The organism is Micromonospora sp. NPDC047670 (genome assembly GCF_043204915.1).
Taxonomy (GTDB): Bacteria; Actinomycetota; Actinomycetes; order Mycobacteriales; family Micromonosporaceae; genus Micromonospora.
In genome coordinates, this window is sequence record NZ_JBIDDA010000013.1 from 19,487 (window position 1) to 40,744 (window position 21,258).

Annotated in this window: 17 protein-coding genes; 6 read left to right on the top strand and 11 right to left on the bottom strand. The window is 73.6% G+C overall.

Translation table 11 applies throughout. The features are described 5' to 3' along the window. Window positions 1-28: 28 nt before the first annotated feature. The 4 genes from ACGF7U_RS25330 to ACGF7U_RS25345 all read right to left on the bottom strand — a co-directional run bounded on the left by ACGF7U_RS25330 (window position 29) and on the right by ACGF7U_RS25345 (window position 3,504). Window positions 29-1,261 carry a Dyp-type peroxidase gene (locus tag ACGF7U_RS25330; RefSeq protein WP_393110642.1) on the bottom strand — a complete coding sequence of 411 codons (1,233 nt, stop codon included), beginning with the start codon at window positions 1,259-1,261 and terminating at the stop codon, window positions 29-31. After that, the gene (locus ACGF7U_RS25335; protein ID WP_393110644.1) at window positions 1,258-1,857 is read right to left on the bottom strand and encodes a copper chaperone PCu(A)C; all 600 of its coding nucleotides are present in this window, start codon (window positions 1,855-1,857) and stop codon (window positions 1,258-1,260) included. Before ACGF7U_RS25335 ends, ACGF7U_RS25330 begins: the two co-directional genes overlap by 4 nt. Window positions 1,858-1,953: 96 nt before the next feature. Beyond that, complete coding sequence (locus tag ACGF7U_RS25340) at window positions 1,954-2,727, bottom strand: zf-HC2 domain-containing protein (protein ID WP_393110646.1); 774 nt, start codon at window positions 2,725-2,727, stop codon at window positions 1,954-1,956. A gap of 207 nt (window positions 2,728-2,934) precedes the next feature. Then, the gene (locus tag ACGF7U_RS25345; protein ID WP_393110648.1) at window positions 2,935-3,504 is read right to left on the bottom strand and encodes a sigma-70 family RNA polymerase sigma factor; all 570 of its coding nucleotides are present in this window, start codon (window positions 3,502-3,504) and stop codon (window positions 2,935-2,937) included. 873 nt (window positions 3,505-4,377) lie between these two features. Here ACGF7U_RS25345 and ACGF7U_RS25350 point away from each other — a divergent pair. The 3 genes from ACGF7U_RS25350 (at window position 4,378) to ACGF7U_RS25360 (ending at window position 6,649) form a co-directional block, all read left to right on the top strand. Beyond that, window positions 4,378-5,145 (top strand): Stf0 family sulfotransferase, encoded by a 768-nt coding sequence (locus tag ACGF7U_RS25350; protein WP_393110650.1) that lies wholly within the window; start codon window positions 4,378-4,380, stop codon window positions 5,143-5,145. A 213-nt stretch (window positions 5,146-5,358) separates the two neighbouring features. Continuing rightward, window positions 5,359-5,880, top strand: coding sequence for a PadR family transcriptional regulator (locus ACGF7U_RS25355; protein ID WP_393110652.1), 522 nt, complete (start codon window positions 5,359-5,361; stop codon window positions 5,878-5,880). Further along, window positions 5,873-6,649 carry an alpha/beta fold hydrolase gene (locus tag ACGF7U_RS25360; protein WP_393110654.1) on the top strand — a complete coding sequence of 259 codons (777 nt, stop codon included), beginning with the start codon at window positions 5,873-5,875 and terminating at the stop codon, window positions 6,647-6,649. Before ACGF7U_RS25355 ends, ACGF7U_RS25360 begins: the two co-directional genes overlap by 8 nt. Before the next feature lie 115 nt (window positions 6,650-6,764). Here ACGF7U_RS25360 and ACGF7U_RS25365 read toward each other — a convergent pair whose 3' ends face one another. The 6 genes from ACGF7U_RS25365 to ACGF7U_RS25390 form a co-directional block, all read right to left on the bottom strand. Continuing rightward, window positions 6,765-8,306, bottom strand: coding sequence for a TROVE domain-containing protein (locus tag ACGF7U_RS25365; protein WP_393110656.1), 1,542 nt, complete (start codon window positions 8,304-8,306; stop codon window positions 6,765-6,767). Between the two features lie 1,094 nt (window positions 8,307-9,400). Continuing rightward, window positions 9,401-10,546, bottom strand: coding sequence for an alpha/beta hydrolase family protein (locus ACGF7U_RS25370; RefSeq protein WP_393110658.1), 1,146 nt, complete (start codon window positions 10,544-10,546; stop codon window positions 9,401-9,403). Window positions 10,547-10,861: 315 nt separating this feature from the next. After that, a complete protein-coding gene (locus ACGF7U_RS25375) occupies window positions 10,862-11,206 on the bottom strand; it encodes a VOC family protein (protein WP_393110660.1) in 345 nt (114 codons plus the stop codon). Window positions 11,207-11,564: 358 nt separating this feature from the next. Further along, entirely contained in the window at window positions 11,565-12,167 is a 603-nt protein-coding gene (locus ACGF7U_RS25380) for a cysteine hydrolase family protein (RefSeq protein WP_393110662.1), read from the bottom strand. An 11-nt stretch (window positions 12,168-12,178) separates the two neighbouring features. Then, window positions 12,179-14,266, bottom strand: coding sequence for a glycogen debranching N-terminal domain-containing protein (locus ACGF7U_RS25385; RefSeq protein WP_393110664.1), 2,088 nt, complete (start codon window positions 14,264-14,266; stop codon window positions 12,179-12,181). Continuing rightward, entirely contained in the window at window positions 14,259-14,630 is a 372-nt protein-coding gene (locus ACGF7U_RS25390; RefSeq protein ID WP_393110666.1) for a sterol-binding protein, read from the bottom strand. Before ACGF7U_RS25390 ends, ACGF7U_RS25385 begins: the two co-directional genes overlap by 8 nt. Window positions 14,631-14,924: 294 nt before the next feature. On the opposite strand from ACGF7U_RS25390, the gene ACGF7U_RS25395 reads away from it, so the two are divergent. Next, entirely contained in the window at window positions 14,925-15,686 is a 762-nt protein-coding gene (locus tag ACGF7U_RS25395) for a sulfite exporter TauE/SafE family protein (RefSeq protein ID WP_393110668.1), read from the top strand. 100 nt (window positions 15,687-15,786) lie between these two features. Here the strand turns inward: ACGF7U_RS25395 and ACGF7U_RS25400 are convergent, their stop codons facing one another. After that, on the bottom strand, window positions 15,787-18,483 hold the full coding sequence (locus ACGF7U_RS25400) for a sugar-binding protein (RefSeq protein ID WP_393110670.1): 2,697 nt from the start codon (window positions 18,481-18,483) through the stop codon (window positions 15,787-15,789). 417 nt (window positions 18,484-18,900) lie between these two features. Here ACGF7U_RS25400 and ACGF7U_RS25405 point away from each other — a divergent pair, with 417 nt between their 5' ends. Both ACGF7U_RS25405 and ACGF7U_RS25410 read left to right on the top strand, forming a co-directional pair. Next, the gene (locus ACGF7U_RS25405; protein WP_393110672.1) at window positions 18,901-20,064 is read left to right on the top strand and encodes an ROK family protein; all 1,164 of its coding nucleotides are present in this window, start codon (window positions 18,901-18,903) and stop codon (window positions 20,062-20,064) included. Window positions 20,065-20,107: 43 nt separating this feature from the next. After that, a complete protein-coding gene (locus tag ACGF7U_RS25410; protein ID WP_393110674.1) occupies window positions 20,108-21,154 on the top strand; it encodes an extracellular solute-binding protein in 1,047 nt (348 codons plus the stop codon). The last annotated feature ends 104 nt before the right edge of the window (window positions 21,155-21,258 follow it).

The following is a 21,258-nucleotide window of genomic DNA, read 5'->3' on the forward strand; positions in this document are numbered from 1 at the left end:
TCTCGGTGCATCTCCTGGTGCGTGCTGCTCAGCCGAGCAGTTGTTGGCCGATCCAGCCGCCGTCGGGGCAGCCGGGCGGAATGGCGAAGACGGCGGAGCCGATCGGAGTGGTCCACTCGTTGAGCAGGTCCCGTTCGGCGAGGCGTCGTTGGATGGGCAGGAACTGGCGGGCGATGTCGGACTGGTACGAGGCGAAGATCAGCCCGCTGTCGGCGGTGCCGTCGGCGGTGGGTACGCCGTCGTAGTTGTAGGGGCGGCGCAGGATCTTCAGCCGATCGTCGCCGACGTGGGCGCGGGTCAGGTGGGAGAAGTCCGGGATGACGACGAGCCCGTCGGGGCCGGTGGCGGCGAAGTCCGGCTCGTCGTGCTCGGCGGTGCCGGTCAGCGGGGCGCCCGTGTCGAGGCGACGGCCGACGGCGAGTTCCCGGTCGCGACGGCCGAGCAGGTCCCAGGTCTCCAGGTTCATGCTGATGCGACGGACGACCAGGGTGGTGCTGTCGCGTAGCCACGCCGGCCCGTCGAATACCCACACCGCGGTCTCCAACGCTCCGCCCGGCCGCGGGTTGGCGGTGCCGTCGAGCTGGCCGAAGAGGTTGCGCTGGGTGCGCCCGCCGGGTTCGGCCCCGGCGCCGCGCCGGAAGCCCTGCTGCACCCACCGCACCGTGGCGAAGGGCCGGCTGTCCTTGACCAGGACCCGCTGTGCGTGGGCGACGGTGACCGGGTCGTCGGCGCAGATCTGCAACAGCAGGTCCCCGCCCGACCAGCGGGGCTGGAGCCGGTCGACGCGGAACGACGGCAGGGCGGCCACCGACGTCGGACGCCGGTCGTCCACCCCGGCGGCGGCGTAGAGGCCGGGGCCGAAGCCGAACGTGACCGTCAGCCGGGCGGGCAGCATCCCGAGTTCGGGCTCGGTGTCGGCCAGCGCGGGCCGGCCCTGGGTGAGGCGGGCGGCGTCGTCGGTGAGCAGCCGTAGCATCCGGCCCAGCGCCGCCCGGTCGGTGCCGGGCCTCAGGGTGAACGCCACGAACGACGCGTGTGCCTGCGGCTCGGTGGCGACGCCGGCCTGCCGGCGCCCGTGGAACGGCTCGACCGCGCCGCCGACGTCTGCCACCGGTGCTGCCCGGACGGGCCGTACCCCCGGCTCGTCGGAGCGGTCGGCGGTGACGGCGGCGGCGCCGACCAGGGTTCCGCCCGCGGCCAGGGTGCCACCGGTGAGCAGGCGGCGCCTGCTCACCGCGCGGGCGGTGGACGCCCCGGTCATGACGCGGGGCTCGCGGGCGCGCCGCTCGTGCCCGGCGCGGGCCGGCCGTGGCCGGGAGCGTAACTCTCCTGGGCGCCGGTGAAGGGCTTGGCCGTCGCGGTGAACGTCTGGGTCCGTCCGTCGGCGAAGGTCAGCGTGAAGCTCACCTGGTCGCCGGCTCGCACCGGCTGCCTCAGGTCCATCAGCATCAGGTGGTCGCCACCGGGCTCCAGCGCGTGCGTGCCTTTCGCCTTGACCACGACGCCGCCCTGCTTGGCGCGCATGACCAACCGGCCGTCCGCCATGGCCATCTCGTGCAGTTCCATCGGGGAGACGTCGGAGGCCGCGCCGGTGATCGTGACATCGGTGTCGCCGTCGTTGACGAGGGTGCCGAACGCCGCGGTCATTCCCCTGTCGGCGGCCTTGACCCACGGGTCGCGCACGCCGAGCACGTCTGCGGCCGCGGGGCTCGCCGAGGCCGACGGCGCCGGGCTCGGCGTGGCGGTCGACGAGCCCTCCGACGATCCGCAGCCCGTCGCGGCGGCGACCAGCAGAGCGGCGGCGGCGAGGCGCGTGGCCGGAGAGCGACGTGAGCCGGCGAGCACGGTGCGACGCATCGGGCAGGTCCCTTCGATCGGTGAGGCGATGTCAGGTTGGTCGGTCGGCCGCCGCGGAAAGTTCCCGCCGGCGTCCCACTTCCTGTCCGAAAATGATCAGGCCGCCCGGCGGTCGGGGACGCGGGCGGAGCCGGGGTACGGCGGCAGCAGCCGCAGCCCCGGCGACTCGGGCTGCTCCTCCGCCGGGAGGTGCCAACGAGGCTCGCCCGGGCGACCACGTCGTGCCGGGCCGTGGGGCCGCAGCCCGGGGCGTGACAGCGCGACGACGAGCACGTAGCCCGCGAGCAGGAACCCGTGGCTGACCAGCCTGGTGGTGTCCACCCGTCCGGTCACCAGGTCGTTGACCGACAGCAGCAGCAACGTGCCGACGAACGCGCTCAACATCGGCACCAGTCCCGTCGGCGGAGTGCGCCGGGCCGTGACGAACAGGAAACCCGCCCCGACCGCCACGTTCCAGGCGGCCGACTCGTGCCACAGATGCCCCGCCGCCAGCGCCTCGGCTGCCGGATGCACGTGGGGGCCGGCGACGCCGCGCCCGATCTGCGTCAGGCCCAGCACCAGCTGCAGCGTCCCGATCAACCCCAGCGCCGCGCGCAGGCTCAGCGCCGCCCGGGCCCGCAGGCCGAGCGCGGCCCGCGCCCGGCGGCGCGGCGGTGCCTCGGGCAGCGCGTCGAGGACGGCGTCGGTGAGGTCGCCGCCGGGGACCGGGACAGACAGCCGAACCCGCCGGGTCATCGCCGCGGCCCGGTCGAGCCACGACCGGCAGTCGCCGCACCCGGCCAGGTGCGCCTCGACCGCCGTCCGCTCGGCGGGCGTCTCCTCCCCGTCCAGCTGCGCCGACAGCACCTCACGCCACTGCTCACACCCCATGTACGGGTAGTCGGTCCGGTGCCCCCGTCGGTTCCCGACGATTTCCGTCGACCGCCGCTGCGGCCCCTGCTCAGCCGGGGCCCGGCCGGCTCAGGCACGCCGCCCGCGACATGATCGCCGCAGCCCGCAGCCCGCAGCCCGCAGCCCGCAGCCCGCAGCCCGCAGCCCGCAGCCGCAGCCGCAGCCGCAGCCGCAGGGCGGGTGTGGTCAGCCGGCCGCGTTGTCGCCCCGCCGCGCCACCGGCCCGGACCGACCCGCCATGGCGGCCACGAGGTCCTCCCGGGCCCGGGCCACCCGGGAGCGGATGGTGCCCACGGGACAGCCGCACACCTCCGCCGCCTCGGCGTAGGACAGGCCGAGGACCTGGGTGGCGACGAACGCCTCCCGGCGATCCGCCGACAGCGCCGCGACCAGCTGCTCCAGCACCACCTGTCGGTCGAAGGCGCTCCGCGCGGCGTCGGCGGTGTCGTGCCCATCGGTCAGCGGCACGGTCCGCGGACGCGACGTGGCGGTCCGGATGTGGTCGGCGGCGACCCGGCGGGCGATGGCGAGCAGCCACGTCCGCCCCGAGGACCGCCCGGCGAACGACCGCACCGACCGCACCGCCCGCAGGAAGGTCTCCTGCGCGAGGTCGTCCGCCTCCCCGGGGGAGACCAGCGCGGCGAGGAAGCGGCGGACCTGCTGCTGCGTCGCCCGGACGAAGCGGGCGGCGGCCTCCCGGTCACCCCGGCCGGCGGCCAGCGCCCACGCGGTGATCTCCGCGTCGTCGTCGGCCATCCGGCACCTCCCGTCAGCCCACCCGGGGAGGGAGCCCCACGGCGGTCACGACAAGTCGTAGTAGTAGTCGGACGGTACCGTACCGCGGGCGCGGTCCCTCGCCCTTCTCGACCCGCCCGGTCGCAGACCGGATCGGATCAATCGCGCGAGGGCCCGGTGCCGCGCTCGCGCCGGGTCGTCGGACCCCGGAGCCCGCGGGACGGCGTCGGGGGGGGGGGGGGGGGGGGGGGCCCCCCGGCCCCCCCCCCGCGGGGGGCGGGGGGGGGGGGGCGCCCCCGGGGGGCGGGGGGGGGGGGCGGGGGGGCGCCCCCCCCCCCCCCCCCCCCCCCCCCCGCCCCCCCCCGGGGGGCCCCCGCCCCGCCCCCCCCCCCCCCCCCCCCCCCCCCCCCGCCCGGGGGGGGGGGGGGGGGGGGGGGGGGGGGGGGCCCCCCCCCCCCCCCCCCGACAGGTGTCAGGCCGTGGCGAGCGCGCGACACAGGCGCCGGGCCTCGGTGACCAGGCTGCCCGACCCGCCCCGGCCGGCGACCTCGCCCGGGCCGGGCACCTCGATCCGGCCCCGGTCGTGGTGAGCGTCCCCGTCGCCGGGGTCAGCAGGTCGGGCAGACCGCACGGGGGCTTGGACGCGGCGAGCAGCGCCGGCAGCGCGGCGGCGAGCCGCCGCCACACGGTCGGCGGCGCCCCGGCGAGGGCGGCGTCGCGCAGCGGCTCCACCGCCCGGGACAGCTTCACCATCTGCCCGGCGACCAGCCGGCCCGGCTGTTCGCCCGTACCGACGGGATCGAGCTGCCCGGACCCGGCGAGCGATGGCGGAGGCGGCACAGGCGGCCGCAAAACCGGTTGTCGATCCCGTACGGACTGCGATTGTGTACGACCATGCCCGGGGACACTGTCGACTCGTACTTCGTCTGCGCCACTCCTCGCACCGGCAGCTCGCTGCTGCTCGGCCTGCTGGAGTCGACCGGTGTCGCCGGTCGTCCACAGGCGTACTTCCGCTCGCCGGACGAGTCGGCGTGGGCCGATCGGTGGCAGCTCCCGCGCACGGCCGACGGCGGCTTCGACTACGCGGACTTCGTGCGGGCCGCGCTCGCGGAGGGCCGGACCGACAACGGCGTGTTCGGCGCGAAGCTGATGTGGGGCACGCTGGACGAGTTGGTCGCCAGGCTCGCGTCGGTCCACCCCGACCTCGCCGGCGACGATGTCGCGCTGCTGGACCGGGCGTTCGGCCGCACCCGCTTCGTCTTCCTCCGGCGCGACGACGTGCTGGCACAGGCGGTGTCCTGGCTGCGCGCCGAGCAGACCGGCGCCTGGTTCGTCGGCGGCAACGGCGAGATCAGTGGCGACGCCGGCAACGGGCGCGCGCCGTGCTTCGACGCCGGCGGGATCCGGCATCTCCTCGAAACGATCGCCGAGCACAACGCGGCCTGGGAGGCGTGGTTCGACAGGTGGGGGATTCGGCCCCATCCCGTGCGCTACGAGGAACTCGTCGGGGACATGGCGGCCACCACGCGCGGCATCCTCGACTTCCTCGGACTCGACGCACCGGCCGCGGGACACCCGATCGTGGCCCGCCACCAGCGCCAGGCCGACGACCTCAACCGGCAGTGGATCGCGCGGTACCGCGGCGAGGCCGCCGACGGATGATTCGGCTGTCTCTGCCAATGGTCGACCGGATGGAGCGCGACGCAGTGCCCACCCGTCATCCGGCTCAACACTGAAGCCTGACCACCGTCTCAGCGCCGATCAGCGCTGCGGCCGCACGTCCTCCGCACGCCCGACCACGGCCTCGGTGCGCCCGACCAGTCGCTGACGCGGGGCTAGTTGACAAATCTACTAGGAGACTTGTCTACTAGATGAGTGGTTCTATCACGCATCATCCTGGGGCTGCTCGCCCTCGCGCCCATGACCGGCTACGACCTGAAGCGGCACTTCGACTCGACCGTGGGGCACTTCTGGACGGCGGACAAAGCCCAGATCTATCGCACCCTCGCCCAGCTCGTCGCTGAGGGGCTTGCGGAGGTCGAGACGGTGGCCGGATCAAGGGCGCCGGACCGTCAGGAGCACCGCATCACCGCCGCCGGGCGGGCGGCTCTCGCCGCGTGGCTCGCCAGCGAGCCGGAGCGTCAGGTTGACCGCGACCCGTTTCTCGCGCGGGTGTTCTTCGGCGCCGATCTCGACGATGGCGGCCTCCGGCTGCTCTTCGCGCAACGTCGTGCGGCTACCCGGGCGCAGCTGGCGCGCTTCGAGCGGATGCGAGCCGGGGCGGAAGCATCCGACCGCGGCGCCCGGCTGCGGCTTGCCACACTGGACAACGGCATCGCGCACCTACGCACCGAACTCGCCTGGCTCGACGCGGTGGAGGGGGAGATCGGTGAGTGACTTTCCCGAGGTGCACAGTCCATCGACGGACGTGGCGGAGCGCCCGCTGGTGATGTTGCACGGAGGCAACGTCGCAAACTGGATGTGGCAACCACAGGTGGCCGCGCTCACCGACCGGACGGTGCTCACGCCGGATCTGCCGGGCTTCGGCGAGCGGGTCCGCGAGGACTGGCCGGGGCTGGACGCGATGGCCGACGACCTCGTGGCGCGAGTGACCGACCACGGTTTCGCCGGCCCCTTCGACCTCGTCGGGCTCTCCCTGGGGGCCGTGCTGGCGCTTCGCGTCTTGGCGCGGCACCCCGACCGGGTGCACTCGGCGTTCCTCACCGGAGCGCCGCTCGAGCCGGCCGGCTTCGGGGTGCGCCTGATCTGCCGCCTGCAACTGGCGTTCTGGCGTGCGCCGTGGTTCTGGCGCGTCCAAGCCGCCGCGTTCGGGATTCCGGACGACTCACGCGCCCGGTACGTCGCGCACGGCCTTTCGGTGCGCCCCGAGACCGCGTCCGCGATGAACGCCGAGGTGTTCGCCGGCGGTGTGCCGGCCGGCGTTCGCCGCTACTCCGGCCCTCTGCTCGCGATCGCTGGCGAGAAGGAATCCGCGGCGGTGCGCCACTCCCTCGCGGCAATCGCCGAGGCCGCACCACAAACGCAGATGCGGCTCGCGCCCGGAATGCACCACATCTGGAACGTCGAAGACGCCCACCTGTTCAACGAAGTCCTCCGCTCGTGGTTGACCGGAACCATCGACCCGCGTCTCGTCCCGTTGCCCTGAGCCTGAGCGCCGTGCCGGCGGATCCCCGCCCGGGGTCACGAAACGTCCGCGTCCCGGGGATGGTCGTCGGCCCGGACGGGGGCCGGGCCGACGACCACGATCGGCAGTGCGCGGATCAGAAGGGCCACCGCTCACGGGACCCCGCCTCGATGAGCGGGATCATGGCGAACGCCGCGTCGGACAGGCCGCCGAACGTGTGCCGGTTTCCGGCCGTCGGCGTGTGCCCGACCTTGTACCCGGCCAGGTTCCAGGTGTACACCGGCACCCGGCCGGGCACCGCGGCCGTCACGTCCGCCGAGCGGTGCCAGTGGGCCTGCTCGTCGGTGAGGACGACCACCCGGTCGTGCCCGTCGTAGTGCCTGCGCACCGCCTTCTCGGTCTCGGTCCCGCCGCCGTAGAAGTAGCCGTCCTCCCTGAACCGGCGCACCGCCGCCAGCACCGACTCGCCCGCGACCGCCGGGAAGACCCTGGTGTCGTGGGAGAAGGACACGACGGTCGTGTCCCGGGCGCGGGCCGCCAGGGCCAGGCCGAACACGGTGGCCGCGTCCCAGCAGCGCAGCGTGCCGTCCTTGCTGAACGCACTGTTCATCGACCCCGACGTGTCGATCAGGATCAGGGTCCGACCGTCCAGGGCGGGCACGTTCGCCAGCGCGTGCTGCAACGCCTTCTCCAGCGGGTACGCCCACCGCAGGCTCGGGGCCGCGTTGTACGCCGACAGGAAGCGCATCGGCAGCACCCGCGACCTCGCGACCTCGCCCGGGTCGGACAGCCTGGCCGCCACGGTCTCGGCGACCGCGTCGCTGACTCCGGCCTGGTCGAAGTTGCGCAGGTTGCGCAGCAGCGCCAGGTAGCCCATGGTGGGGATGATCGCCTCCCACGCCGCCGCGTCCATCGCCGTCTGCCGCCAGCCGGCGAGAGCCTCCCAGGTCATACCGGCCGCGCCCAGCACCGCCGGGTCGGTGATCTCCTGCCGCCGCTCGACCGGCAACGCCATGAGTTCGGCCCGCGCCGCCAGCACCGTCAGCGACGCCGGCAGCGGGTTGTCCCGCTGGTGCCGCCGGTCCAGCGCGTGCCGGAACAGGTCACCCTGCCGCTCGTCCTTCGCCCTCGGGTGGGTCAGGTCGATGACGTCGCCGAACCGGACCGGATTCCGATCGGAGTCGTACTTGAGCAGACTCCGCTCGTGGTACAACCGCACCGCCGCGTCGGCGATGCCCCGCTTGACCGGCTTCGGCAGCGCCCGGCCGTGGCGACCCAGCCAGTACGCGAGCGCCTCGCCCGGCTCGTCCGCGCGCTGCAACGCCGAGTCCACGATGGACCGCGACCCCGGGATGCCGGCCGTGACCTGGGCGCGGGCGCCCTCCAGGGCGGCCACGACGGACGCCGAACGCAGCATCGCGCCGGTGCGCAGCCACGGCACGAAGCGGGCGAACCAGTCGGGGTCGGCAACGGCGACGGCGGCGACCAGCTCACGGAACCGGGCGTCGCGGTCGGCGGCGCCCTCGTAGAAGGCATCCTCGCCGACCATGTTCGACACCCCGAGCAGGAAGAGTTCCGTACGCGGCTCGCGGGCGAAAGCCGGGGCGCCCTCGGCGGTGACGAGCTCGTAGTCGGCTTCCTGCCGGTTCCGGCGCAGCTTGAGGTTGAACCTGGCCATCGCGTCCCCCTGTTTCGGGCGGGAGGACGCGGCCACACGCACACCCGAGACCAGAGTCGGCGACGGACTGTGTCCGCTGCTCTGTCCGATTGAGCTACCAGCCCGCAGGCGTACGGGGGGACTCGAACCCCCAACCCGCGGATCCGTGAAGTAACCGTCGCCTGCGCACCGGGTGGGCGTGTGGTCGCGCCTCCCGAGATCGGAGCCGGCGACGGACGGTTCCTTCGCCCCTCCAGATGTAACCGTCGCCTTCGCACCGGGAAGTGCGGATCGACCGTAGCGGCGGCGTCGGCGGCCGGGCAACGGAGTTTGCGCTCCCACTGACACGGGCGATGGCTACGCCGCGCGCCGCGTACCCGAGATCAGGGGTCGGCGACGGAGGTCTACCGCTCTGCCGACTGAGCTACCAGCACAACGGCTGGAGGGGACTCGAACCCCCGACCCGTAGATCACGAAGTATCCGTCGTCTGCGCACCGGGTACGCGGCGTGGGCACGTTCCGAGACCGACATCGGCGACGGGCTGTGTCCGGATAAGGAAGTATCCGTCACCATCGCACCGGGACGTGCGGCCGTAACGTACAAGCGAAACCGTTGAGCGGCAAGGGATTTCGCGTCCGGCGGGCACGCGTGCCGCTCACCCGAGACCAAAGGTTGGTGACGGCGTGTGCGGGTTCGAACCGCAGCGCCCTGCTGTGGGCACCCTGCCAGAAGTAACCGTCTCCGTCGCACCGGGTGAGCGGCGTGCGCGCGCCTCCCGAGAACAGGAGCGGCAACGGAGACCGGCCCTTGCGGGCCAAGGCGACCTGGGCCACTGGTCGACACCGTGTCATCGGCGGCGGGATTCGAACCCGCGTCTCCCCGTGGGAAGCGGAAGTAGCCGTTGCCTGCGCACCGGGAGGTGCCCCCTGACGTTAGCGACTCGGGTCCACGTGGGCCAACCGCATTTGTCGGGCCGCCCGAGGGCGGAGGGTCAGCGGCGGCTTGACGTGGCGGGCCTGGCGGCGGTCCTCCGGCTGCCGGGACCCGGCCGCCGGGGCGTGGTGCCGGGCTGCGGATCTTCCGGCCGCCACGGGTCAGGGCGTCGCGCGCCCGGTCATCCCGCCGCGGCCGGCGTCGGTGTCCCGTGCTGGAAGCGCACCTCGGGATAGGCCGGGGCCGGCCCGTCGAGAAGGGGCTGCGGTCGCCCGCGCAGGTGCGTGTCGAGGAACGCCGCGACGTACGCGCGGGTGATCAGCAATTGCCGGTCGCCCGGAATCGCGCCCGGGTCCATGCCGAGCTGGGCGCCCAGCACCGGCCGGTCCGTGAAGGAGAGGTGACCGCTGCCGGTGACCGTGAGCCACCGCTTCCAGCCGGCCAGGCCGGGCCAGTCGCGCAGCCAGCTCGCGTCCGTCGGCCGCTCGGAGCCGACCAGCAGGAACGGCTTGGCCACCGAGTCGGCCGGGACCGGGACGAAGTGGGTGCCGTCCAGGTTGACCCCGGCGTCGACCCGCGGGTCGGTGCGCAGCGTCTGGGCGGCACTGGCGCCGCCGATGGAGTGCCCGACCATGCCGATCCGGGCCGGGTCGACGAAGCGGGCGCCGCGCCACACCGGACGCGGCCCGGTCAGCCGGTCCAGCAGGAACGACACGTCGGCCGCCCGCCCCTCGACCACGCGGGGCATCCTGTCCGGCCCGGTCGCCTCGCAGGCGAGGCAGTCGGCGACCCGGCCGTCCGGGAACTCGACGCCCCGCGCCTCGTGGGGGTGGTCCACGCCCGCCACCACGTACCCGCGGCTGGCCAGCTCCTCGGCCAGCCCGGTCACGGACTCCCGGCTGAGACTGAAGCCGGGGGAGAGCACCACCAGCGGCCAGCCCCGGGCGGTCGGCCGGACCGGCACGTCGCGGCGGGCGTTGGTGCGTACGGTGGTCAACAGGTCGGGCGGGAGGGGCAGACCCTCGGCGGCGATGATCCGCGCGGAGACCGCCGCCGTGGTGTAGGGCGCCGGCGTGCCGGGCGAGGCCACCGCCGGATACCAGAGCGACACCATCAGCTCCCGGCGCAGCTCGGGCCGCCACGGGTCGGGCCGCGCGTCGTCGGTCAGGTGCAGCCAGGTGGTGCCGACCGGGTAGCGGCCCGTCGGCGCCGGCAGCGTCAACGCCGGCGCCGACGCCTGGGCCGCGACCGGGCCGCCGGCCAGCAGCGTGGCCAGCAGCGTCAGGAGTACGAGCAGTGTCCGGCCGCCGCTACGCAAGGCGACCACCCGCCCGTTCGGTCGACGCCGGCGAGCCGGAGCGTGCCGTTGCTGTGATCATGCTGCCTCCCGGGGGAACCGTCGTGACGCGTCGACGGTAGGGACCGGGAGAGGGCTCGCACTGCGCCCGAACGGCAGGCGGTCTCACCCACCTTCGTCAGGGGTACGACCGGGGCGAGCCGGCCACGCGATGTCGGGGCGGAGCGGGTGGGCGACGATCGGCCCCGTGGGGGACCGGTGGGCGGCCAGCGTGCCGGTGCTACCACCGGGAGAAGGGGACCGTGCAGCCATCGGATGAACGCCCAACCCGCCCCGGCCGGCGGTCTACCGCTGCCAGAGGCCGTGGTCGTTGCCGCCCTGGACGTAGATGGCGAAGGTGCCACGGCCGGGGATCTCCAGCGGCTCCACGGCTATCTCGCCGCCGGCCTCCGCCACCGCCGCGACGGCCGCCTTGATGTCATCCACCAGCCAGTAGGGCCGTACCACCGGCTCTTCGGTGTCCCGCAACGGCGCCCGTACCCCCACCAGCCCGCCTCCCGGCATCTCGGCCGTCCGTGCGTTGCCGAGCCCGGAGTCCGGCTCGCCGAACCGCACCCCGTTCGCTGCTGCGTAGGTGGCACACACCACGTCGACATCCCTGGTCACGATTTCGAGGTAGTAGATCTGCATCGTTGTCCGACCTCCGACGAGTCACCAAGGTTTGAGATGGGTTTGGCTACTGCGTTCCCGCCACTGTATGGCCATCGCCTCCTGATCTCACGCACGGCGACGTGTCGATGCGACGGATCTTCAATCGACCCGAGTGGGACGGATCGGCGCGCCGCAGGGCCATGCTGAGAGCTCCGACAACCGCCAAGGGCATGATCGTAGTCCCTTGGGACAGCCGTGTCCGTCCCGTGCCCGATGCGGCCGTTCGCACCTCGACACCAGCAGAACTGCCGTGACCGGCCGTGCGTGGGCTGACAGGGCACCGGCGGTTCGGGCGGACGCGGACCTGGCCCGCCCCGGGGTGCGGGTCGCGGGCGGCTCAGCCAGACAGCCGCTCGACCACCTCGGCGGTGGTGACCACCTCGCCGAGTTGGCTCCACGTCTGAAGGCTGGCCCGGTGGGCGTCGTCGGTCGCGGCGGTGCAGGCGTCGGAGACGATCACCGGCCGGTATCCGTGGTTGACCGCCTCGAAGGCCGTTCCCGCGACGGAAAGGTTGGTGGCGACGCCGGTGAACAGGACCGTCTCGACCTGTCTGCGCCGCAGCACCGTGTCGAGTTCGGTGCCGAAGAAGCCGGTGAGCCGCACGTGCGTGACGACGACGTCGCCCGCCTGCGGCGCGACCTCGTCGATGATGCGGGCCTTCGGCGTACCCTCCAGGAACGCCTGCCGCTCGGGGATCATGGCGAAGCTGGGGGTGTTGGGGATCAGCTCCGGGTAGCCGGGCCGGTGGGCGACCCGCGTGTAGACGACCAGTCCGCCGCTGGTTCGTACCGCCGCCGCGACCCGCGCGGCGTGCGCGGCGACGCGGTGTCGGGCGACCTGCTCGGCGAAGAACGGGCCGAACAGTCCGTCGGGGCTGACGACCTCGTGCTGCCAGTGGACGCCGACCACCGCGGTGCGCGCCGGGTCGATCTCCCGCATCGTTCCTCCCGTCACAGGGCGGAGAGCTGTTCCGGCGCCGGGTGGTAGCCCCGCCTGCCCGTGGCGCCCGGCCCCCGGCCGTAGGCGTCGAACCGCCCCCACCGTCCGGGGATGCCGTGCAACGCCACGAATTCGAGGTTAGCGGGAAGGGCGGGCCTGACGACGAGGTCTTCGCCTACCGGCTTGAGCCCGAGCATCGTCCGCAGCAGGAGCAGGGTGGCTCCGGCGGACCACGCCTGCGGGCTGCAGGCGGTGGGATATAGTACCGGGTACCGGGTGTCGGCACGGCTGGATCCGGAGAACGCCTCGGGCAGCCGGCCGTCGTAGAACACGGCGGCGTCCAGGATGCCGGCGGCGATCCGTGCCGCCTCGTCGGCGTACCCGTAGCGCCGCAGCCCCCAGGCGATGAAGGAGTTGTCGAACGGCCAGACGGTCCCCACGTGGTAGCCGATGGGGTTGTAGCGGGCCTGCCCCTCCGCCAGCGTGCGGACGCCCCAGCCGCTGAACAGGGCGGGCGACATCAGGTGCCGCACCAGGGCGTCCGCCTTCGGCTCTTCGACGATGCCGCTCCAGAGCAGGTGGCCGATGTTGGAGGACAGGGCGTCCACCTGGCGGCCGTCGCCGTCGAGGGCGAGCGCCATGTACTCGCCGTCCGCCACCCAGAAGTCGCGGTTGAAGCGCTGCTTGAGGTCCGCGGCCTCCCGTTCCAGCCGGTCCGCGTACTGCGGGTCGTTCCAGAAGGTGCGGGCCAGCCGCGCGGTGCGCATCTTCGCGTCGTACGCGTACCCCTGCAACTCACAGGTCGCGCGGGGGAAGCGCGGCAGCCGGCCGTCGCGGTACGAGATGCCGTCCCACGAGTCCTTCCAGCACTGGTTCTCCAGACCGTTCCTGGTGTTCCGCCGCTCGTAGGAGATGTAGCCCATGCCGGTCAGGTCGGCGTAGTCGTTGATCCAGTCGATCGCCGCGCGGGCCTCCTGCTCGACCGAGCGCACCAGGTCGGCGTCGCCGGTCCACCGCTCGTACTCGTCGAGGAGCACGAGGAACAGGGGAGTGGCGTCGGCGCTGCCGAAGTAGGGCGTGTGCGGGGTCTCCTCGAAGATGCTCATCTCGCCGTACCGCATCTCGTGCAGGATCCGGCCGGGCTGCTCCTCCCGGAAGTCGTCGACGCGGCTGCCCTGCCGGAGCGCGAGCACCCGGAGGGTGGTGGCGGCGAGTTCGGGCGTGAACGGCAACGCCTGCAGGCTGGTGAAGATGCTGTCCCGACCGAACATGGCCATGAACCAGGGCAGGCCGGCGGCGGGGACCCTCTTGTCCTCGGCGAGGAAGGGACTGAAGCGCAGCGCGGCCAGGTCGATCAGGCTCTGCCGGTACGTGCCGCTCAGCGGCCCCCACCCGGATTCCAGGCGCGGCGCGCGGTCCAGCCATTCCAGGAGGTCCCGCTCCTTGTCCCTGCCTTTGCCGGCTGCCCGCCCGGGGATCGAGAGCCGCTCCAACCCGCGGGGCATCGGCAGGTCCGGCACGGCACTGAGCCTGGCGATCCAACGGCTGTGAGGTTCGAGGTGGACCTCGATCGTCAGGCCGTCGTCGTCCCACGTGGCCGGCACCGACGCGGAGATGAACGTCTCCCGTCGGAACCGCTCCCGCTCGTATCCGAGGACCAGGCGCCCGTCCTCGACCCGCCGGTAGTGCCGGCCCTTCTTCCTGGCCTCGGCGTCCTTGACCTCGAAGAGGTCCGCGAAGTCCGCGTCCGCCTCGACCCTGAGGGTCACGTCGACCGGTTCGTTGGCGTAGTTGATGACGGTCAGGTCCTCGTGCAGGCCGCTGTCCAGGCTGTGCATCCGACGCACCCCGAGGGTGCTGTTGACGTAGACGTCCTGACGCCCGGGGACCAGGAAGAACCGGTTCTCGAAGTAGTGCAGATCGTCGATGGAAAGGGTGCTCAGCCGCTCTCCGTTGACCGTCAGCACCCACTTCGACAGCAGGCGGGTGTCGTGGGCGAACAGGCCGAGCGGCGTGTCGTGCGACGGGACGATGTCCCCCACGCGATCGCAGACCATGAAGGTCGTGCCGTCCAGGATCCCCACCTGGTTCTCAGCCATCGTCACCTCCTCGGCTGCGCGTCGTCCCGGCCGCCGGCGGCGGCGGGAACAGCCGTCGGACCGTGGCGAACAACCGGGGGTGGCCCTCCACGGCCGCCTCACCGCGCAGGACGGTGGTCAGGAAGTACGCCTCCCCGCTGGCGATCCGGTCGAACACCGCCCGGTCCGCCCGGACCACCGCGTCACCGCCCGTCGCCTGCTCCGTGACCGTGATGTCGCCCTTCTCGATGGCGACCAGCCAGTGGTCGACCTGGCCGCCCCGGTCGATGTCGAAGCGGACACTGCCCTCGTCGATCGCCGTCAGGCGACGGTCGTGGCCCCGCCGCGCCAGGCTGCGGAAGAAATCCTGGGTGGCATCCGCCATCGCGACCCCTCCTCACGGCCACCATTCCCGGAAATGGCGGCTTTCGCCTCACCCGGAAAAGGTGAACTTCGCCGCCCGCCGCCCGCCGCCCGCCGCCCGCCGCCCGCCGCCCGCCGCCCGCCCGCCGCCGGCTGCCCGCTGCCCGTCGCCGGCTGCCCGCCCGGCCCTGACCGGGCCGTCCTCGCCTGCGCGTCGTCGCCGGGCGGCGGCTCGCCCCCGCTCTCGCCGTGGCGCGCCGGGCGGCCGGCGGACACCCGGCCCGACCGGCCGCCGCCGCCACTAGCCTGGGACTCGATGGATCCCATCCAGGCAACGCTGCTCGTCGCCGCCGGTGTCGTCACGGGCGCCTTCAACGCGGTCGCGGGCGGCGGTTCCCTGATCGCCCTGTCGGCGCTGATCGGCGTCGGTATACCGCCGCTGACCGCGAAGCTGACCAGCACGGTCGCCGTGTTCCCCGGAAACGTGGCCAGCGTCGCGGGGGGCTACCGGGACCTGCCGCCGCGGGGAGACATCGGGCGTGTCCTGCCCGCCGCCGTGCTCGGCGGGGTCGCCGGGTCGGTGCTGCTGCTGGTGACACCCAGCCGTGTCTTCGACGTGATCGTCCCGTTCCTGGTGCTCGCCGCCTCCGCCGTCCTCGGTCTACAGGACCGCCTGAACGAGATGGTCAGGCGGTCCGCGCTGCGGCACGGGCGGGGGCATCCGGCGACGTTGCAGGCGTTCGTCGCCCTGGGCGGGGTCTACGGCGGCTACGTCGGCGCCGGGTTCGGCATCGTCCTGGTCGCCACCCTGGCTCTCCTCCAGCACGAGCCGCTCACCAGGACGGTCGCCCTGAAGAACCTGCTGTCGGCCGTCATCTCGTGCACGGCGGTCGTGCTCTACCTGATCTTCGGCGTGGTCAACTGGACGGGGGTGGCGATCCTGGTCCCGGCGACCGTCGTCGGTGGGTACGCCGGTGCGCGGCTGCTGCGCAGGCTCCCCGGCGGTCTGCTGAGGGCGGTGGTCGTCGCGTTCGGGACGGTCTTCGGCCTGGCCCTGTTGTGGCGCAACGTGCTGTAGGCCGCGCGGCCCGTGGGTACGAGCCGCGCGGCCGTGTGGCTCCGGGCGCCCGCGCGTCGGCCCCGGCCGGCCCGGACCGGGCGACCGGGGCCGACCGCGGTCAGGTCAGCGGAACGTGGCGGGCGAGCGCGGCGCCGCCGGCCTCGAAGGCGGCCAGGAGAGCGGTGGGCGTGCCGCCGGTGACCGGGACCAGGACGGTCACCGGCCGGCCGGAGTTCAGTCGCACCGTCCGCTCACCGAGCGAGCGGTCGCCGTCCCAGGCGTGCAGGTACGCCGTGCCGGTGCGGTCGGCCCGGACGGTCACCTCCACCCCGCCGGCCACCCGGCGCTGGGCGGTCAGCCGCAGCGCCCGCTCGGGCAGCCGGGCCACGGCGGCCGGCGCGACGCCGTCCACCGCCGACTGCGCGATCGTCTGCGGGCTGTGCACGCTGCGGGCGGCCGTGTCCGGGAAGACCGGGGCACTGGGCTGCCGCGCGGCGGGGGCGAGGCCGGGCAGGGTCACCAGACCGTACCGGTACGGGTCGGCGCGGACGCCGGTGAAGGTGGACCAGCCCAGCCGGGACTGGGACGTCAGGTCCTGGGTGTCCGAGTCGTAGACCAGCACGTTGAAGCCCATCCGGGCCGGGTCGACCGCGTCGGGCAGGACCGCGAACGGGATGCTCGCCTCGATCGTGTAGCCGGCGTACGGCGCGGTGACCTTGCTGACCACCGTCATTCCCGGCGCGGTGGTGGCGCCGGGCCCCTGCCGGTTGTCGGCGTCGCGCTGCCAGCACGGCGGGTCGCCGCCCGCCGGGTCGTCGGTGACGGGGAAGATGCCGGCCTTGAACACGGTGGAGGTGTCCGTCGAGTTCCCCCTGGGGTCGACGATGATCTCGACGCTGTCGGTGCGGCGCTGGCGCTTGCAGTCCTGCGGCACCACCTTCTTGCCGAGCACGTCGTCGGTGACCCGCACGAGGACCTTCAACGCGTCCTCGGTCCAGGCGATCCGGCCGGTGGCCGAGGCGTCCTGCGGGGTGGTGGCCTGCCCCTCCCAGATCCGGGACAGGTCCAGCTCCTCGCCCGGGTACTCGCCGGGCGTGGCCGCCCCGTCGACGGCGTGGTCGTGCCCGGCGTGCGGCACCTCGCTGGTCGGCACGATCTCGAGGGCGCCGGTCTCGACCGTGCTGCCGGCGGCGCTGGTGGTGGTGATGGTGATGCCGTAGTCGCCGTCGACGCCGCCCTCGTTGGCGGTCGGCAGGGACGGGTCGCTGTTGGTGACGGTGAAGGTGACCGCCCCCGTCGCGCCCGGCGCCAGGCCGGCGTAGCTCTTCGTCGCCGCGTCGGCGGTGAAGCCGGCCGGCAGGCCGAGGGCCACCGTGCCGCTCTGGCTGGCGTCGCCGTGGTTGCGCAGGTCGACCCGGACCGTGCGGCTCTTGCCGGAGCCGACGGTGAGCACCGGCTTGATCAGGGTGTCCAGCTGCGGGTAGCCGCTGTCGCCGGCCCAGTCGCGGAACAGCCCGACCTCGGGCAGCGGCTCCAGTGTGCCGCGCACGTCGGCGACGACCCGGACGGCGCGGTCGGTGCGGCCGGCGCCCTGGCCGGTGGTCAGGTTCGCGCCGACGAGGTGCTGCTGGTTGGTGTCGGCGTCGGCGGGGACGGTCACGGTGAAGGCGATGGTCCGCTCCCGGCCGGCGGGGACGGCGCCCCGGAGCGCGCCGGAGCCGGTGGCGGTCCAGCCCTGCGGCAGCCGCAGCGACACTCGCGGCGCGGTGAGCGCCCGGTCGCGGGGGGCCCGTACGTGCGCGGTGACGTCGACGGTCTCGCCGGGGGCGAGGTCGAACCGGTCGGCGGTCAGGTAGAGCTCGGTGCCCCGGGGCAGCCCGCCGGCCGCCGCGGGCAGCACCGACCCGCGCAGGATCGCCTCGGGGGAGGTGTCCGCCGGGTCGTACGGGACGCGGCTGTCGACCAGGGTGTAGAAGTCGCAGCGGATCTTCGCCGGGTCGGTGGGGGCGGCGGCGGTGCCGGCCCAGCCCTGGGTGACGTAGTCCCGGCGGGCGTCGACCTCGACCTCGGCCCAGGTCTTGCCACCGGCGCTCGGTGTGCCCTCCCAGACGCCGAACACCTGGTCGGTCGGGACGGTCGGCACGAAGCTGGAGGCGCACTGCGGCCCGGCGGCCGAGCTGCCGGTTCCACCGGTACGCAGGAACTTCGCCGCCCGGAACGGCTTGAGGCCCTCCCCGGTGAGCTGCTCGGGGAAGGCGGCCGGGTCGGCTGCGGCGTGGAACGCCTCGGCGGCGAACCGGGCCGCCTGCTGGTGGTTGCCGTGGTTGCCGGGGGTCGGCGACGGGTTCATCGTCATGACGATCTCGGGCCGGGTCTGCCGGATCACCCGGACGATCTGGGCGAGGGTGTCGTCGTGGCCCCAGATCCGCTCCGACAGCGGCGCGGAGGCGGTGTACCAGAAGTCGACGCGGTCGAGGTTGTAGAGGTTCTCCACCCCGGCCCGGCCGATCGCGGTGCGCTCCTCGCGCTCGCGGATGATGCCGAGCGGGGGGCCCTCCTCGAGGCCGACGGCGTTGCCGCCGCCCTCGCCGCGGGTGATGGTGACGACGCCGGCCTTGGCGCCGTGCCTCTCCTTCCACTGGCCGAGGGTGGCGAGGCTGCCGGCCTCGTCGTCGGGGTGGGCGCTGACGAAGAGGACGTCCAGGTCGACGGTGTCGGTCGGTCGGGCGTCGGCGGGGGCGGCCAGGGCGGCGGCCGGTGTCCCGGACAGGGCCAGGGCGAGCGCCGTGGGTAGCAGGAACGCCTTGAGTCGCATGCAGATCCTTTCGCGACACGCGAGGTCCGCGCAGCGGCCACCGACGACGCACGCGCGGCGGCGTCGGCGTGGGGCCGTGGGTCGGACGAAAGACGGCGGCGGTGGGGCGCGGGGCGCGCGGGGCGCCACGGCACCGGGGGTACGCAGCGGAACGGAGATCCGTACACACTGGAAGGCCTTCGCCCGGTGACGCTAGGGACCGGCGCGGCGGCTCGTCAATGCCTTGCAAGGTCTTTCTTTATTTGCGAAAGAAACAAACGAGGGGTGATCCGACCCCACGCCGCTGCCCGGCAGCGCACCTGTCCGGCCTCGGTGACGTCCCCGCTGGCGCGTTTCTGCTGCTCATGAAGGTGGCCGTGAGGTAACGAGACGATTTCGTTACTTGACTCAATAGTTCGTTCGCCGTAGGAAGGAAGTGTGACTGACGTGGTGACGCCACCGACGAGCCCGGTGAGCCGGGAGCGGTCGAAGGAGATCAAGCGGCTTTCCGTGATCTCCACCGCCCGCCAGGTGCGGGTGCTCTCCCGCGCCGAGCTGACCGAGCTCACCGGGCTGAGCCCCGCCACGCTCACCCCGCTCGTGCGTGAGCTGATCGCCGAGGGCTACCTCATCGAGCGTGGCCCCGGCGCGTCCCGCGCCGGCCGTCCGCGGGCGATGCTGGAGTTCAACCCCCGGGCCGAGCTGGTCGCCGCGGTGTCGCTGGAGCCGTCCCGGATCAGCTGCGAGATCGCCGACAGCGACGGGGCCGTGATCGCCCACCGCGCGGTGCGGCTCGCTGGCGACATCGTCGACACCATCTGCCGTTCGGTGCCCGAACTCGCCGGCGACGGCCTGCCGGCGCTGCGCGGGGTCGCCATCGCCGCGCCCGGCATATCCACCGGCGGCGCCGTCCGCCTGGCCCCCTCGGTCGGCCTCGTGGAGGGGCGGCCGGTGGGGGAGTCGGTGCAGCGCCGGCTCGGGGTGCCGGTGGTGGTGGACAACGACGTGAACCTGATGGCCGCCGGCGAGCACGCGGCCGGCGCCGGCAGCGACGTCGCCGACCTGCTGCTGCTGCACGTCGCCGACGGCATCGGCGCCGGCCTGGTGCTCGACGGGCAGGTCCGCCGGGGCGCCGGCGGGGCCGCCGGGGAGGTCGGCTTCCTGCCGCTGGACCCGGCCGACCGGGGCCACGACGGGATCGGCCCGTTCGAGGCCCGCTGGTCGGAGAACGCCATCGCCGAGCGGGTGGTGGCGCTGGCCCCCGGCCGGCGCCCCGACTCACCCGTCGCGGCCCTGGTGGAACTGGCCGCCACCGACGAGCGGGCCGCCGCGTACCTCGACGAGGTGCTCGCGGCCTGGTCGCGACTGATCGTCTCCTGTGTCTGCGTCGTCGACCCCGGGCGGGTGCTGCTCAGCGGCGCCGCCGCCCAGCTCGACGACGCCGCCGTCGACCGGCTCCAGGCCCTGGTCGGCGCCGCCGCGCCGAGCGCCACGGAGGTTCGCCGGGCGGTGCTGGGCGACCGGGCGGTGCTGCACGGCGCCGTCAGCTACGCCCTCTCCGCGGCCGCTGCCGGCCTGCCCACCCTCCTGCCGACCCCCTGACCACACACCACGCCCCCTTCCCCTAACCCCTCGGAGGTACCCCATGAGACGTCGCCTTCTTCTCGCCGGCGCGCTCGCCACAGTGCTCGCCGCCGGCACCGCCTGCGGCGGCGGCGGTGACGACGCGGCCGGCGGCGCGAGCGCCGAGAAGCTGACCATCTACACCGCCCGCGACAAGAAGGTCTCCACCTACGTGGTGGACCAGTTCACCGCCAAGTACCCCGAGTACAAGGGCAAGGTCGAGATCCTCAACCTGGGCGCCCAGGAGATCCTGGAGCGGGTCCGGGCCGAGAAGGCCAACCCGCAGGCCGACGTCTGGTGGGGCGGCACCCAGCAGGGCCTCGCCTCCGGCGCGTCCGAGGACCTGCTGGCGGCCTGGCAGCCGACGTTCGCCGGCAAGATGGACGCGAAGTACAAGGACGCCGAGGGTCGCTGGTTCGGGGAGATCCTGCTGCCCGAGGTGATCATGTACAACAACAAGGCGCTCACCCCGGAACAGGCCCCGAAGGACTGGGACGACCTGCTCAAGCCGGAGTGGAAGGACAAGATCGTCATCCGGGACGTGGCCGCGTCCGGCACCATGCGGTCGATCTACGCCGCGATGATCGTGCGCCAGTCCGCGGACGGCAGCAACCCGCAGCCCGGCTACGACTGGCTCAAGAAGCTGGACGCCAACACCGGCGCGTACGCGGCCAACCCGACCGACCTCTACCTCAAGCTGTCCCGCCAGCAGGGCCTGCTCAGCGCCTGGAACCTGCAGGACATCCTGTTGCAGGCCAACCAGTCGAACATGCCGTTCGGCTACGTCATGCCGGCCTCCGGCGCCCCGGTGCTGGTCGACGGCCTCGCCGCGGTCAAGGGCGGCAACAGCGCGGGCGCGCAGAAGTTCATCGAGTTCCTCTTCGACGACAAGCTCCGCGCCGACCTGGCCAAGGACTACTACCAGATCCCGGCCGTGGACATCGCCGAGAAGCCCGAGTGGCTGGCCCAGCTCCAGCTCAAGCCGCTCGACGTCGACTGGAACGTCATCGGCAAGAACGAGACCGAGTGGATCAACCACTGGAACAGCCAGATCAAGAACAAGGGCTGACCGCCCGGGCGTCCGCGGGCGGGCCCTTCCGCCCCCGGACGCCCGCCCGCGGGGCGCCGGGACGGTGTGCGAGGACAGCCCTTCTCCACCCGGAGGCGTCGGAA